The 14194-nt window shown below is 53.9% G+C and carries 14 protein-coding genes; 7 read left to right on the plus strand and 7 right to left on the minus strand.

What is annotated here, in order from left to right; translation table 11 throughout:
- Positions 1 to 166: 166 nt before the first annotated feature.
- The 6 genes from EKL30_RS11070 to dnaA all read right to left on the minus strand — a co-directional run bounded on the left by EKL30_RS11070 (position 167) and on the right by dnaA (position 6772).
- Positions 167 to 547, minus strand: coding sequence for a type II toxin-antitoxin system VapC family toxin (locus tag EKL30_RS11070; protein WP_126707279.1), 381 nt, complete (start codon positions 545 to 547; stop codon positions 167 to 169).
- The gene (locus EKL30_RS11075; RefSeq protein WP_126707280.1) at positions 544 to 750 is read right to left on the minus strand and encodes a type II toxin-antitoxin system VapB family antitoxin; all 207 of its coding nucleotides are present in this window, start codon (positions 748 to 750) and stop codon (positions 544 to 546) included. The genes EKL30_RS11070 and EKL30_RS11075 overlap by 4 nt, the downstream gene beginning before the upstream one ends.
- Positions 751 to 821: 71 nt before the next feature.
- Complete coding sequence (locus tag EKL30_RS11080) at positions 822 to 1535, minus strand: endonuclease NucS domain-containing protein (protein ID WP_126707281.1); 714 nt, start codon at positions 1533 to 1535, stop codon at positions 822 to 824.
- A 159-nt stretch (positions 1536 to 1694) separates the two neighbouring features.
- The gene (gene gyrB / locus EKL30_RS11085; protein WP_126707282.1) at positions 1695 to 4145 is read right to left on the minus strand and encodes a DNA topoisomerase (ATP-hydrolyzing) subunit B; all 2451 of its coding nucleotides are present in this window, start codon (positions 4143 to 4145) and stop codon (positions 1695 to 1697) included.
- Between the two features lie 93 nt (positions 4146 to 4238).
- Positions 4239 to 5348, minus strand: coding sequence for a DNA polymerase III subunit beta (gene dnaN, locus EKL30_RS11090; protein ID WP_126707283.1), 1110 nt, complete (start codon positions 5346 to 5348; stop codon positions 4239 to 4241).
- Positions 5349 to 5350: 2 nt separating this feature from the next.
- A complete protein-coding gene (gene dnaA, locus EKL30_RS11095; protein ID WP_126707284.1) occupies positions 5351 to 6772 on the minus strand; it encodes a chromosomal replication initiator protein DnaA in 1422 nt (473 codons plus the stop codon).
- A 214-nt stretch (positions 6773 to 6986) separates the two neighbouring features.
- Between dnaA and rpmH the strand changes: the two genes are divergently transcribed.
- The 5 genes from rpmH to EKL30_RS11120 all read left to right on the plus strand — a co-directional run bounded on the left by rpmH (position 6987) and on the right by EKL30_RS11120 (position 11303).
- The gene (rpmH, locus tag EKL30_RS11100; RefSeq protein WP_023951589.1) at positions 6987 to 7121 is read left to right on the plus strand and encodes a 50S ribosomal protein L34; all 135 of its coding nucleotides are present in this window, start codon (positions 6987 to 6989) and stop codon (positions 7119 to 7121) included.
- A 49-nt stretch (positions 7122 to 7170) separates the two neighbouring features.
- Positions 7171 to 7539: a ribonuclease P protein component gene (gene rnpA / locus EKL30_RS11105; protein ID WP_370246256.1), complete on the plus strand. Its 369-nt coding sequence runs from the start codon at positions 7171 to 7173 to the stop codon at positions 7537 to 7539.
- Positions 7536 to 7769, plus strand: a complete 234-nt coding sequence (yidD, locus tag EKL30_RS11110) for a membrane protein insertion efficiency factor YidD (protein WP_126707286.1) — start codon at positions 7536 to 7538, stop codon at positions 7767 to 7769. Before rnpA ends, yidD begins: the two co-directional genes overlap by 4 nt.
- A gap of 152 nt (positions 7770 to 7921) precedes the next feature.
- Positions 7922 to 9610 carry a membrane protein insertase YidC gene (gene yidC / locus EKL30_RS11115; protein ID WP_126707287.1) on the plus strand — a complete coding sequence of 563 codons (1689 nt, stop codon included), beginning with the start codon at positions 7922 to 7924 and terminating at the stop codon, positions 9608 to 9610.
- 259 nt (positions 9611 to 9869) lie between these two features.
- Positions 9870 to 11303 carry a catalase gene (locus tag EKL30_RS11120; protein WP_126707288.1) on the plus strand — a complete coding sequence of 478 codons (1434 nt, stop codon included), beginning with the start codon at positions 9870 to 9872 and terminating at the stop codon, positions 11301 to 11303.
- A 69-nt stretch (positions 11304 to 11372) separates the two neighbouring features.
- On the opposite strand, the gene EKL30_RS11125 is transcribed toward EKL30_RS11120, so the two are convergent.
- Positions 11373 to 11669, minus strand: coding sequence for a YciI family protein (locus EKL30_RS11125; protein WP_126707289.1), 297 nt, complete (start codon positions 11667 to 11669; stop codon positions 11373 to 11375).
- A 90-nt stretch (positions 11670 to 11759) separates the two neighbouring features.
- On the opposite strand from EKL30_RS11125, the gene mnmE reads away from it, so the two are divergent.
- A complete protein-coding gene (gene mnmE / locus EKL30_RS11130) occupies positions 11760 to 13133 on the plus strand; it encodes a tRNA uridine-5-carboxymethylaminomethyl(34) synthesis GTPase MnmE (RefSeq protein ID WP_126707290.1) in 1374 nt (457 codons plus the stop codon).
- A gap of 157 nt (positions 13134 to 13290) precedes the next feature.
- A complete protein-coding gene (locus tag EKL30_RS11135; protein WP_126707291.1) occupies positions 13291 to 14043 on the plus strand; it encodes a sulfite exporter TauE/SafE family protein in 753 nt (250 codons plus the stop codon).
- The last annotated feature ends 151 nt before the right edge of the window (positions 14044 to 14194 follow it).

The following is a 14194-nucleotide window of genomic DNA, read 5'->3' on the forward strand; positions in this document are numbered from 1 at the left end:
CCAAAATCAATGTGTTAGGAATATAGGACCGGACATTCATGGTTAGTTGCCCCATAGTTTTAGATTTTCCTATTTCCGTAGCAAAATATCTGTGCCCCACTTTACGCGCCGAGTTTGGGAATTTCGTCACAGTCCTACATTAGCGCCTTCCTTCAAATTCCAAAAATCAGTGAGCCTGTGGCCGGTGCATCACTCCAAAGCGTTCTGCCGAGGCTGAAAGGCGCTTATCCAATGTCCAGAGTTCTGTTTGGGGGCTCATCATGGTCGAGGCCAAAAGCAGCATATCAACCAGCCCGCAGCCTAAACCGAAAAGTTCTTCGGATTCAACGAAGTCCAATGTTTCTTTCAGGGTTGCTTGTTGGGTGTTTCGAAGGCTATCGAGATCGACCAGAATTGGTGCCCGATTAGGTGGGGTTTCACAGGCCAACTCACCAAGAACCATGGGGTGCACCATCACACGATCGCGCTCCAGCAAATAGACCAATCCCTGAATCTCGCGTCGGAAGTGGTCGACCCATACCGAAGTATCAACTAATACGCCATTCATGCTTCGGAGGGCTCCTCTCGACGGCGTGGTATGTCAGGCATCTGAGGCGCTGCCCCCCCGAGGGCTGCGAGTCTTTTCGCAGACTGTACACGCACGTACGTTTTGACTGCGACACGAATAAGATCGGCTTTTTCGATACCTGGGTCGGCTACTTGCATCGCCCTCTCAAACAACGCATCGTCAATCGTTACTGTAGTTCGCATTTGCTGCCCCCATTACGCCTGCATCAATATATGCATCATATTACGTCAAACGTTGGTTCATATATCCCGTGTTATTGGTTGGAGGTCGCTTTGCTGATGGGCCGAAGGTCGAACTTCAACTGGTACTCAAAAAGCGAGATGTTGTCGGTCATGACAATCGCTTCACGCAGGCGCTCGTTAATCTTTCGCGCGACGATCACCCCGCTCACGTTTCCACCCTTAGCTAGGTTAAGCTTTACCCAGCCCATGTAGTTAAGGAGTTGCCCAATTGCACTATCCGGCGCCAGGCCGCGCTTCAATTCGAATACCACGAAGTTGTTTTCGTCATCTTGGGCAAGGATATCGATCCGCCGATTGCTAGACGTCGGGTACTCCGTACCGTCGCCCACATCGTCCGTGTAAAGACGCAGCCGCTTGCCGTTGACGCGGATGGCCGGAAGATTCGTAGCGATAAACTCTTGGAGTTGGCGCTCTAGAGCGAAAGCGGTCTCATCACTCGATTCACCATCGTCGTCGACCGACTCTTCCGGGTCCAACATTGACGCTGCTTGAGCGGCCGACTCAGGGGTCCGACTGATCCGTAATTCCGTGGCCGTTTCAATAACTTCCCAGCCGGCATTCCGGAATGCGCGGGCCAGCTTTTGCGAGTTGTCCCGATCAGGATCAATGTTTAGTGGCGCAAGGGTCGGGTTCAACCGGCACCACCGCTTCATCTCTTGGAGGTTCACTATGCCGTCACCAGTTGCTTCGACGATCAAATACTTTTTCGGCGCACGGCGTTCCATAATTCTTCCCGTTTGATATCTCGCCGAGACTTTACTCGATATCGGCGAGCTTTATCAAAGCAATCTACTTAGTCCAAAAAAGAGGCCGCCTCGCGGCAGCCTCCTTTTAACATCTAAATTTACTGGGAAAAATCTAAGGTTCCACGGGATCCTACAACATCAAGTATCAATGTTGCCCGCCTGCAGTGCATGCGCTTCAATGAAGGCGCGGCGCGGCTCTACGTCGTCGCCCATCAAGGTGGTAAAGACTTCGTCGGCCGCGATTGCATCCTCGATTTGAACCCGCAATAAACGGCGCACTTTGGGATCCATCGTGGTTTCCCACAACTGGCTGGGGTTCATTTCGCCCAGGCCCTTGTAGCGCTGCTTACTGATGCTGCGATCGGCTTCTGAACGCAACCACTGCATGGCTTCGCGGAAGTCAGAGATGTACTTCTCGCGGCGCCGGTCACCTTCGCCGCGTGCCACCAATGCACCTACGCCCATCAGGCCAAGGAATGTCTTGGCAGCCTTGGACAAGGTGGCGTAATCCGCACCGCGTACGAACATGCGGTCGAAAATAGTGATGCGGACGTTGCCGTGGTGCATGCGATGCACAATAAGGCGCCATGAATCGCCGGCTTCGTTGGCCTCGACCGTCACGTTTACAGCGTTGGGCATAGACGGATCGTCAATGGCGTCTTGTAGGCGCTTGGCCGAAGCGGCAGCCTGCTCGGCGTCGTCCAAGTTAATTTCTACGCCTTCGGCCATGGCCGACAATGACGGCATGTCGACATGGCGCGCCAGGCGGTTAATAACGCCATCGGCCATGATGTACTGGCGGGCCAGTTCGGTAAGCGCGTTGCCTGTGATGGGCGTTGCGCCTTCACTCGGGATCAGCACAGCGTCCTTCATGGCAACCTGCAGCATGAACTGGGCTTCTTCGGCATCGTCTTTCAGGTAACGCTCTTCACGGCCATGCTTGACCTTGTACAGAGGCGGTTGCGCAATATAGATGTGGCCGCGCTCGACCAGCATGGGCATCTGACGGTACAACAACGTGAGCAGCAAGGTCCGAATATGAGCGCCATCGACGTCAGCGTCGGTCATGATGATGATGCGGTGATAGCGCAGCTTGTCGATGTTGAAGTCAGGCCCGATACTGGTGCCCAACGCCGTAATCAATGTCGTGATCTGCTCGCTGGCGATCAGGCGATCGAAACGGGCTTTCTCTACGTTAAGCACCTTGCCGCGCAGGGGCAAAATAGCTTGGAACTTGCGATCGCGGCCCTGCTTGGCCGAACCGCCGGCGGAGTCCCCTTCCACGATGTAGATTTCGCATAGGGCGGGATCTTTTTCCTGGCAGTCGGCCAGTTTACCGGGCAGGCCTGCGCCTTCCAGAACGCTTTTCCGGCGGGTCATTTCGCGCGCCTTGCGGGCAGCGTCGCGTGCGCGGGCAGCGTCGATAATCTTGTTGCACAAGGCCTTGGCATCGGCCGGATTCTCGAGCAACCAGCTTTCCAGGGTACGCGCCACAGCCTCTTCGACGGCGGGACGCACTTCGCTGGAAACCAGCTTGTCTTTCGTCTGGCTACTGAACTTGGGCTCGGGAACCTTTACCGACAATACGCAGGCCAAGCCTTCACGCATATCGTCGCCGGTCGTGTCGACCTTGGCCTTTTTGGCCAGTTCGTTGTCACCAATGTATTTGTTCAAGACACGGGTCATCGCCGCACGAAGACCCGTCAGGTGCGAGCCGCCATCGCGTTGCGGAATATTATTGGTAAAGCACAGCACCGTTTCCGTATAGCTGTCGTTCCACTGCATGGCGACGTCTACACCTACGGTGGTGTCACCTATGGTGGATTCCGTGCTAACCGAGAACACATTGGCGTGCAGCACGGTTTTAGTACGGTTGATGTATTCGACGAAGCCCTTAACCCCGCCCAGGAACGCAAAGTTTTCTTCCTTGCCATTACGTTCGTCGATCAGGCGGATCTTCACGCCATTGTTCAGGAACGACAGCTCGCGTAAGCGTTTGGCGAGAATTTCGTAATGGTATTCAATGTTCTCGAAAATTTCCGGGTCGGCCAGGAACTGTACCCGTGTGCCTTTCAAGTCGGTGGCTCCGACCATGGCAAGCGGTTCTACGCGCGCGCCGCGGCGAAATTCCATTTCGTACGCCTGCCCGTTGCGGGCAATGCTTAGGCGCAGCCACTCCGACAAGGCATTGACGCAAGATACGCCCACACCGTGCAACCCGCCGGAAACCTTATATGAATTGTGATCGAACTTGCCACCCGCGTGCAATTCGGTCATGACGATTTCGGCCGCACTGCGGTGAAATTCATCATCTTTGTGGATATCGGTCGGAATACCGCGCCCGTTATCGCTTACCGAAATGCTGTTGTCGGCATGAATCGTTACGACGATGTCGTCGCAATGACCCGCCAACGCTTCATCGATGGCGTTATCGACCACCTCGAAGACCATGTGATGAAGCCCGGTACCGTCAGAGGTATCGCCAATGTACATGCCCGGGCGCTTGCGAACTGCTTCGAGGCCCTTGAGCATTTTGATGGAGTCGGCGCCATATCCGGTATCGGCGGCAATCGTGGTTTGATCTGACATAGTTTATAAAAACCTTATATAAGCCTTGCGGCTGTCGAAATGCACCGGGCAACTGCGCCCGGGCGTTTCATGCGACATGAATCCAAGAAAATCTTAGATGCGCATTGGCATAACGACATACTTGAACTGGTCATCGTCAGGAGACGTGATCAGTGCCGATGCGTTGACATCGGGCTGGACCGACCATTGAATGGTTTCGGTTTTGACGTTGGCCAAAACATCAAGCAAGTAGCTGACGTTAAAGCCGACGTCGAGGGGCTCATGGCTATAGTCGATATCCAACTCTTCCTGCGCCTCTTCCTGCTCGGCATTGGACGAAGAAATTTTCAATTGGTTATTCGACAGCTGCAGGCGTACACCCTTCAATTTGTCGGTGGTGAGGATCGCCGCGCGTTGCAGGCTGCCCTGCAGAATCTCGCGGTTGATCGAAAAGTGGCGTGTATAGCTGTTAGGTATTACACGGGTGAAATCGGGAAACTTGCCTTCGACCAGCTTGGAAACCAGTTCGACATCGCCAAAGCGGAAACGAATCTGGCCGGTAGCCACATCGATCGAAACCAGTTCGTCGGAATCGCTAAGCAGGCGTTGCATTTCAAGGACTGTCTTGCGGGGCACAATTACATCATGCTTGGCTTCAATGCCTTCCACCGCCGTACCGCTATGCGCGAGTCGATGGCCGTCGGTTGCGACAGTCCGCACAAAACCTGGCTCAAACACAAATAACAGGCCGTTCAGGTAGTAGCGGATATCTTGCTGCGCCATCGCAAAATGCACCATATTAAACAGGTGCTTCAGTGTTTTTTGCGGCAGCGAAAACGAGATATCCCATTTTTCGGGTTGTGCCAAAGTGGGATAATCACTGGCACTTAGGGTTTGCAAGGCAAATCGGCTTTTTCCGCTTTGCACCGACATCTTGGCACTGGCCAGACCCAGTTTTACATCACCAACATCGGGCAGCGCCCGCAATATATCAAGCAGTTTCCGGGCTGCAACCGTCGTCGACTCGTTTTCATCGCCAATGCCGAAATCAGCATGTGTGGTTATTTGGACCTCGAGGTCAGTGGCGATGAATGCGATGCTCTTGCCTTCTTTACGCAGAAGAATATTCGCCAGAATGGGCAGGGTATTGCGTCGTTCGACAATTCCCGCCACCGTCGATAACGGTTTGAGCAATGCATCACGAGTCGCTTGTACGAGTTGCATGGTTATCCTTTTAAGGTTTGTTCTAGTACGTGAAGAGCATGATTCAGCTCGGTCTGTTTAGACCTGGCGTCGGCGATTTTCCGGACTGCATGAAGTACCGTTGTGTGGTCGCGTCCACCGAATAAATCGCCAATTTCAGGCAAGCTTTTTTGGGTGAGCTCTTTGGCAAGATACATCGCCACCTGGCGCGGCATGGCAATATTGGCCGGCCGGCGCTTGGAATACATGTCGGCGACTTTTATTTTGTAGAAGTCGGCCACTGTCTTCTGGATGTTCTCGACCGTAATCTGGCCGTTCGACACTGATAGCAGATCTTTAAGGGCGTCTTTGCAGACATCGACCGTAAGGACTTCGCGACCGTGGAAGCGGGCATAGGCCGAAACCTTGCGCAAAGCCCCTTCGAGCTCGCGCACATTGCTGCGCAAGTGCTTGGCAATGAAGAAGGCGACCTCTTCGGGCATGGTGACGCCCTCGGTTTCAGCCTTGCGCAACAGAATGGCCACACGCATCTCGAGTTCGGGCGGTTCGATCGCCACGGTAAGGCCGGAATCGAAGCGCGAGATGAGTCGGCTATCGATATTGGCCAATTCCTTGGGATAGGTGTCGGACGTAATGATGATTTGCTTACGTTGGGCAACCATGGCCTCGAAAGCGTAGAAAAACTCTTCCTGAGTACGGTTTTTTCCCGCGAAAAACTGAATGTCGTCAATCAGCAACAAATCAAGGGAATGGTAATAGCGCTTGAATTCGTCGAACGCCTTGCGTTGATACGCCTTGACCACGTCCGATACATATTGGTCGGCGTGCACGTACCGGACGCGAGTACCTTTGCCATTGGCAAGCAATGCGTTGCCTATGGCGTGAATAAGGTGGGTCTTGCCGAGCCCGACTCCGCCATAAAGGAACAACGGGTTATACGACACACCGGGGTTCTCGGCAACTTGCAGCGCGGCGGCGCGAGCCAGCTGGTTGGCCTTACCTGTTACGAAATTGTCGAAGGTAAGATCCGTATTCAGACGGGAACGGTCGTGCGCCAGTTCCGCGGCAGCCGCGCTGGCAACCGAAGCCGCGGGCGCAGAGGCTGTATTGGCCACCGCCGCAGGGGGCGCCGTCGACGGCTCGGGCCCTGCTCCCAAACGGGACGCAGGACCGCCACGGGATACAGCTGCGGAAGCAACCGAACCTGCGAGCTCGAAAGTAACTTGCACCGGCCGTTCGTACCATTCGGTTGCAAGGGTTTCGATTTGATGCGAAAAATTCTTACGCACCCAATCCAGTTTGAAACGGTTAGGGGCAGAGACCCGCAGAACCGCCTGCGCTTCGTCGAACGCAAGGGGTACCAACGGGCGAATCCAGGCACTTATTTGCTGCGGAGGTAGGTCCTGCTCCAGACGCTGGACGCAAGTCTGCCAAAAATCTTTCATGTCCACCACTTGAGTAAACCTCGATTCTACCCTGTCGGAGGCATAGTTATCCACAAGCAGGCTTAAGATTTGTTGCTAGTATTTATGCTAACCATTTGACTAAACTATAAAAATTTGATGAAATGATGGGCTTTACAAGAATTTCTAACGCCGGGGCCGCAAAGCAGATTTGTTCTGCAAGGGTTTCTGGTAGCTCTTTTATTTTGGATTTCCAATGAAACGCACCTTCCAACCTTCTGTCACCCGTCGTAAGCGCACCCACGGTTTTCGCGTTCGCATGAAAACGCGTGGCGGTCGTGCCGTTATCAATGCGCGCCGTGCCAAAGGCCGTAAGCGCCTGGCCGTATAGGCCCAAAAGCCCAAGCGTTGGCCGATAGCTACGGCCGATGCCTGCTTTTATGCGCGCCACATTTCCTGCTGCGGCCCGCCTGCACCGCCCCTCGGAATATGCGTCTGCCCTTAAGGGTAAACGTCTTGCCAGAGGGGCGTTGTTCGTTGTAACCACGCCGCGCGATACGCCCGCAGATACCGAAGTCTTCGGCGCCAGACTTGGCCTTGTCATTGCCAAGCGCTTTGCCGCGAAGTCTGTCACCCGAAATGCGATCAAGCGTGTAATACGCGAAGCGTTCAGGCAGAAGCGACACGAATTACCAGCACGCGATCTGGTATTTCGACTGCATTCAAAAGTAGGACCTTTCACGCTCACCGAACTGAAAACCTTGGTACGAGCTGAAATCGATGCACTTTTGAACCGGGCCATGCAATGATCAAGACACTGCTTATTGCCCCGATCCGGTTCTATCGGTATTTCCTTAGCCCATGGGTAGGCAGAAGTTGCCGTTTTACGCCCACGTGCTCCCATTACACTATAGAAGCAATTGAAACACACGGCGCACTAAAGGGGCTTTGGCTGGGAACGTGGCGCATTGCGCGCTGCAACCCATGGTGCCAAGGCGGCTACGACCCCGTGCCCGAACCAAAACACCGATTCCGTTAGGATGGGAATGGCCTGCGTGCCGTGCCCTTTATGCAACTCGTCCGCCACCGGCCGACTGCAGTTTATTCGAACAATCTTCTGCTCATCATGAATTCAGGTGAGCTACGTTAAACTGTTGAGCTTTTGCTCAGCTTTAACTCGAAACAGGCGCTATGGATATCCGACGCACCATCCTCTGGATGATTTTCTCTTTCTCGCTCTTGCTGCTGTGGAATAACTGGCAAGTACATAACGGCAAACCGTCGCTATTTGGCGGCAGCCCAACGCCGACCCAGACCGCGACACCTGCGCCCACGCCAGCTGACGCCAGCGTTCCAACTGCCGCTCCCGCTGCCACCGGAACGACCGCAGCAGCGACCACTGACGCCGCAATACCGGGCAGCACCGCGAAGCCAGCCGCCGGCTCTGAAAAAGTCAATATCAAGACCGATGTCTTTGATCTGACCTTCGATACGCTGGGGGCTCAACTGGTCAAGGCCGAATTGCTCAAGTACGCCGCTCCAGGCGGCGGCACCGAGCCTATGGTATTGCTGGATAATTCTGCTTCCTCAGTCTACCTGGCGCAGTCCGGAGTCATTGGTGCCCCCGCCGGCGAAGGATATCCCACGCATTTAACGCCGTTCAAACTGGTTTCGTCGCAAAACGACCTTACTGGCGATACGCTTAAAGTGGTATTCGAGTCGGAAGCGGCTGGCGTGAAAGTGGTCAAAACCTACACACTACACAAAGGCCGCTACGATATCCAGGTCGAACACGATATCTACAACACAGGTCCTGCGCCGGTCAATCCCTCGCTGTATCTGCAGCTAGTACGCGACGGTAAAGACCCATCCGATACGTCGTCGTTTTACAGCACCTTCACGGGTCCGGCCCTGTATTCGGCCCAGGAAAAATTTCAGAAAATCACTTTTTCGGACATTGACAAAGGCAAGACCAATTACACCAAACAAGCCGATAACGGCTGGATCGGTATTGTTCAGCATTACTTCGCTACTGCCTGGATACCCGCAGAAGGAACTGTTCGGAACAACGAAGCATTGCGTTTGTCCGATAACCTTTATGCCATTCGCAGCATCGAATCAGTAGGCACCATCCAACCAGGTGACCACAAGGCCATCGAAGCCGACCTGTGGGTAGGCCCCCAAGATCAAAAAGCCATGAGCGAACTGGCTCCCGGTCTGGAATTGGTCGTCGACTACGGCTTCCTGACAATTATCTCCAAGCCGCTATTCAAGATCATGACATGGCTGCATAGCATGCTCGGAAACTGGGGTTGGACTATTGTCGCCCTTACGCTTTTGATCAAGCTGGTGTTCTATCCACTGTCCGCCGCCAGCTATCGGTCAATGGCCAAGATGAAGCAAGTGACGCCGCGTATGCAGGCTTTACGCGAAAAGTTTGGCGACGACAAGGCCAAATTGAATGCCGCCATGATGGAAATGTATCGTACCGAAAAGATCAACCCGCTAGGGGGCTGTTTGCCCATGGTGGTACAGATCCCGGTCTTCATTTCGCTGTATTGGGTATTGCTGGGCAGCGTTGAAATGCGCGGCGCGCCTTGGATACTCTGGATCCACGATTTGGCCGCACGCGACCCATGGTTCATCCTGCCTGCTTTCATGATGGCGACCATGTTCCTGCAAATCAAGCTGAATCCCACGCCTCCCGATCCGACCCAGGCCAAGATCATGATGGTCATGCCTTTGGTGTTCGGCGGCATGATGTTCTTCTTCCCGGCCGGCCTGGTGCTGTACTGGTGCGTTAATAACGCTGTGTCCATTGCGCAGCAACGCTACATCATGCATAAGCTTGACAAAGAAAAGGCGGCGGCTACGCGTTGATCGGTAATCCGGTTCAGTAATCCGGCGATTTACTTCAAGGGCACCTCAATAAGGTGCCCTTGTCATTTCCGGTTCCAGGTCACCGCTTTGACGGCCGTTATAGTTGTTCGCTATCGAGATGTTTCCATCAATCAATTTTACTTTAGGGTAGCGGGTATATAAACTCTGTCTATCGTCTGTTAAACAGTGGCGGATTAGACGCCTGTGTTAGACCTGCAGATTGATTTGTCAAAACGACATCACGAAAGGATTTACCTGTATGAAGAAGCTAACTACCGCCGCTGGCGCGCCAGTCGTCGACAATCAGAATATTCAAACTGCTGGCCCACGGGGCCCTGCCTTATTGCAGGATGTCTGGCTACTGGAGAAGCTTGCTCACTTTGACCGTGAAGTTATCCCAGAGCGGCGCATGCATGCTAAAGGCGCGGGTGCCTACGGAACATTTACGGTCACGCACGATATCAGCCAATACACCCGCGCAAAGATTTTTTCACAGATCGGTAAACAAACTGAAGTTTTCATGCGCTTTTCAACGGTTGCGGGCGAGCGCGGCGCGGCAGATGCCGAACGGGATATTCGCGGCGTGGCCATGAAGTTCTACACCGAGGAAGGTAACTGGGACCTAGTCGGCAATAACACGCCCGTTTTCTTCTTCCGCGATCCCTTGAAGTTTCCCGACTTGAACCATGCCGTCAAGCGTGATCCCCGTACCGGCATGCGAAGTGCACAAAACAATTGGGAATTCTGGACCGGCTTGCCTGAAGCGTTGCACCAGGTCACTATCGTCATGAGCGACCGCGGCATTCCCGCCGGCTTTCGCAATATGCACCTGTTCGGAAGCCACACATTCAGTTTCATCAATGCCAACAATGAACGACACTGGGTGAAGTTCACCTTCAAGACGCAGCAAGGCATCAAGAACCTTACTGATGCCGAAGCAAATACTGTTGTCGGGCACGACCGCGAAAGCTCCCAGCGCGATCTGTTTGAAGCGGTCGAAAACAAAGACTTCCCGCGTTGGACCATGTATGTGCAGATCATGCCAGAGAAAGACGCCGCCACGTACCATCTGAATCCCTTTGATTTGACGAAAGTCTGGCCGCATGCGGATTATCCCTTGATCGAAGTGGGCCAGCTCGAGCTGAATCGCAACCCGGAAAACTTCTTCGCTGAAGTCGAACAAGCCGCATTCACCCCTGCCAATGTCGTACCCGGCATTAGTTTTTCACCGGATAAAATGCTACAGGCACGTCTGTTTTCCTACGGCGATGCGCAACGATACCGCCTTGGAGTCAATCACCACCAGATCCCCGTGAATGCGCCTAAATGCCCCTTCCATAGCTACCACCGCGACGGTGCAATGAGGGTAGATGGGAATCACGGCAGGATCACCGCTAACGAACCGAACACTCAAGGGGAATGGCAGGAGCAGCCCGATTTCCGTGAACCGCCTCTGTCTATCGAAGGGGCTGCCGATCACTGGAATCATCGCGAAGACACTGACTACTTTTCGCAGCCGGGGAATCTGTTCCGGCTGATGAACGAACAGCAGCAACAAGTTTTGTTCGACAACACAGCAAGGGCGATTTCCGGCGCGTCACAAGACGTACAAGCACGCCACATCTTCCATTGCACCCAGGCCGACCCCGCCTATGGGGCCGGTGTGGCAGCGGCGCTTAAAGCACTTGCCTGACCAACTGCGTATTCCATAAATTGAACGGGGCGCCGATACGGGCGCCCCATTCAATGCTTTGCGTTTTATCTACAAATAACACTGTCCATCAAGATATGCCTTCCGCCAACGCGTAATGACTATGCGCTCGAACAGCCCACCTATGGCGAATGGGTCGGCGCTGAGAAACTCTTCGGCCTCACCACGGGATTCCACATCCACGATATAGACGCTTCCGGTACCGCCGGTTCCGTCATCTTCCAACTTGGCGCCGCAAGCCAGCAGCATTTTTTTGTTTTCTTCCAGATAGTCCAGATGCTTGTCGCGCAGCGCCTGACGCAATGCCTGAGTGTGCGGTTTGTCGAAGGTTTCGATCAGGTATGGCATGATGTTTCCTTGCAAATTTATTATGTTCAACTGCCCCGTGCCCAAATCCAATAGTAGTACGCTTTGCGTCTCCTTCGCCATACGCCTGCCATGACCCTACGCTCTCACGAACCCATTATCGCCATTGCCACCGCTCCCGGACGCGGCGGCATTGGTGTTGTACGCATTTCAGGAAAAAATCTGGATTCGCTTTTGAGCAGGCTCTTCGATACGCCGCTTAAGCCTCGCCATGCGCACTACTTGCCGTTCAATGACCAGCAAGGTAATCCCATCGACGCAGGTATCGCCCTATTTTTCAAGGCTCCGCACTCGTATACAGGTGAAGATGTCCTGGAACTTCAAGGTCATGGCGGTCCCGCGGTATTGCGTAGGGTCATGGCGCACTGTCTGGAAACCGGTAAAGACCTGTCCTTGCGCCATGCAGAACCCGGAGAATTCACGCATCGCGCCTTTCTTAACGAAAGATTGGACCTCGCTCAAGCCGAAGCTGTTGCCGATCTTATCGACGCATCATCCGAAGCCGCTGCCCGCAGCGCCATGGCTTCTTTGAGCGGTGCCTTCTCAGCGCACGTCAATGGGCTTAGCGAACGCATTGTGCGCTTGCGCATGTTGGTCGAGGCGACCCTGGATTTTCCAGAAGAAGAAATAGACTTTCTCGAAAAATACCAGGCTCGCGCGGCGCTAGAGGCTATACAGCATGAACTGGGATTCCTTATTTCTCAAGCCCGGCAAGGCCTCATCCTGCGCGAAGGATTACATGTGGTGCTCGCGGGCCAGCCCAATGTCGGAAAATCCAGCTTGCTCAATGCTTTAGCCGGAGACGATATCGCCATCGTTACACCGATAGCTGGCACAACACGCGACAAAGTCATCCAGCAAATTCATGTTCAGGGGGTGCCCCTGCATATAATCGACACAGCCGGCTTGCGTGAAACCGACGACACTGTCGAAAGCATAGGCATAGCGCGTACCTGGGCGGAGATTGAAAAAGCCAACGTCATCATTCACCTGCAAGATGCACGTAGTCAAAGCGATGATCTCGATACCGCCATCACTCGTCGTCTTCCGGCCCGAACGCCGGTCTTAAAGGTCTTTAATAAAATCGACTTGCTTCCGGAAAGCGAACAGGAGACCTTGGCGGCGCGATTGCCATCCGCATTGGGAATCTCGGCGAAAACTGGTGCTGGTCTGGATAGCTTGCGCCAAAGGCTGCTGGATATCGCAGGCTGGAGCCCCAGCACAGAATCGCCCTGGCTCGCCCGGGAGCGCCATCTTCGTGCCCTGACCAGCGCGAATGAACATCTGCTATTGGCGGCTGAACACGCCAGTCACAATGACAGCGTGCTCGACCTATTTGCTGAAGAGCTGCGCCTGGCACATGGCGACTTATGCGCCATTACCGGACAATTCACCAGTGACGATTTACTAGGCGAGATATTTTCCAGTTTCTGCATCGGGAAGTGAATTAGCGAAAAAGCTCAAAAGACATCAAACTCAATCAACTGCTTTCCCGGATCTGAACAAATTAAAAGTTGGTCATCGGCCGGAAGAACTCATGCAGGTAGCGCTAGCCACGCGCCCCTTGGCCTAGACCTTATATGTAGGGACAAAAAAAATGGGAATGGATGCAATTTACATCATCGCGCTGGGTGCGGTGGTTGCTGGCTTTGTACAAGGGCTTTCGGGGTTCGCATTCGGTATGGTGGCTATGTCGTTCTGGGTCTGGGCCTTAGATCCCAGGCTGGCTGCCACGTTGGCGGTTTTTGGAGCTCTGACGGGGCAGATTCTTGCCGCCTTCTCTGTTCGCCGTGGTTTTGATATGCGCTTGTTATGGCCTTTTATTGCTGGAGGCGTCGTTGGCATCCCCCTCGGGGTGGCGGTCTTGCCCCACCTGGACATGGATTGGTTCAAAGTGGTGCTTGGTGGACTACTGGTGTTGTGGTGTCCCGCCATGCTTTTGGCCAAGCAGCTTCCCCGAATTACGATGGGGGGCCGTATAGCCGACGGTATTGTGGGTGTTGCCGGCGGAGTGATGGGTGGCATCGGAGGCTTCACCGGGACGTTGCCGACGCTTTGGTGTACGTTACGCGGGTATGACAGAGACGCTCAGCGCGCCGTGATCCAGAATTTCAATCTGTCTATGCTGCTTGTCACCATGGGGGCATATTTGGCGACAGGCATCGTGACGTCAGACATGCTGCCGATGTTTGCCATCGTCTTACCCGCTATGCTGGTGCCAACATTTCTCGGCACCCGATTTTACAAGAAAATAAATGACGCGATGTTCCGAAAAATAGTGCTGATACTTTTAACAGGCTCGGGAATAACCCTCTTGACGTCGTCAGTGCCACGATTGGTCGAACGTCTAGCATAAAGAATGCGTCCTCCCGGGCTTCGGTATGGTACGCAAAAACCGCAACTACCAGTCCTTCCATAGAGCAATAACCGCAGATTCACCCTTTGTCTGATAGGGTCGATGCTTCAATCCAACAGAACCAAGAGTATTAACGATTTCTATCGCCGAT

Origin of the sequence: Candidimonas sp. SYP-B2681 (assembly GCF_003971065.1) — a bacterium.
In the GTDB taxonomy this organism is placed as follows: Bacteria; Pseudomonadota; Gammaproteobacteria; order Burkholderiales; family Burkholderiaceae_B; genus Pollutimonas.

Excerpts from the sequence above, each read along its gene's own strand:
- EKL30_RS11070 (WP_126707279.1), bottom strand. The coding sequence starts at position 547 with ATGAATGGCGTATTAGTTGATACTTCGGTATGGGTCGACCACTTCCGA.
- EKL30_RS11075 (WP_126707280.1), bottom strand. The coding sequence starts at position 750 with ATGCGAACTACAGTAACGATTGACGATGCGTTGTTTGAGAGGGCGATG.
- EKL30_RS11080 (WP_126707281.1), bottom strand. The coding sequence starts at position 1,535 with ATGGAACGCCGTGCGCCGAAAAAGTATTTGATCGTCGAAGCAACTGGT.
- gyrB (WP_126707282.1), bottom strand. The coding sequence starts at position 4,145 with ATGTCAGATCAAACCACGATTGCCGCCGATACCGGATATGGCGCCGAC.
- dnaN (WP_126707283.1), bottom strand. The coding sequence starts at position 5,348 with ATGCAACTCGTACAAGCGACTCGTGATGCATTGCTCAAACCGTTATCG.
- dnaA (WP_126707284.1), bottom strand. The coding sequence starts at position 6,772 with ATGAAAGATTTTTGGCAGACTTGCGTCCAGCGTCTGGAGCAGGACCTA.
- rpmH (WP_023951589.1), top strand. The coding sequence starts at position 6,987 with ATGAAACGCACCTTCCAACCTTCTGTCACCCGTCGTAAGCGCACCCAC.
- rnpA (WP_370246256.1), top strand. The coding sequence starts at position 7,171 with ATGCGCGCCACATTTCCTGCTGCGGCCCGCCTGCACCGCCCCTCGGAA.
- yidD (WP_126707286.1), top strand. The coding sequence starts at position 7,536 with ATGATCAAGACACTGCTTATTGCCCCGATCCGGTTCTATCGGTATTTC.
- yidC (WP_126707287.1), top strand. The coding sequence starts at position 7,922 with ATGGATATCCGACGCACCATCCTCTGGATGATTTTCTCTTTCTCGCTC.
- EKL30_RS11120 (WP_126707288.1), top strand. The coding sequence starts at position 9,870 with ATGAAGAAGCTAACTACCGCCGCTGGCGCGCCAGTCGTCGACAATCAG.
- EKL30_RS11125 (WP_126707289.1), bottom strand. The coding sequence starts at position 11,669 with ATGCCATACCTGATCGAAACCTTCGACAAACCGCACACTCAGGCATTG.
- mnmE (WP_126707290.1), top strand. The coding sequence starts at position 11,760 with ATGACCCTACGCTCTCACGAACCCATTATCGCCATTGCCACCGCTCCC.
- EKL30_RS11135 (WP_126707291.1), top strand. The coding sequence starts at position 13,291 with ATGGATGCAATTTACATCATCGCGCTGGGTGCGGTGGTTGCTGGCTTT.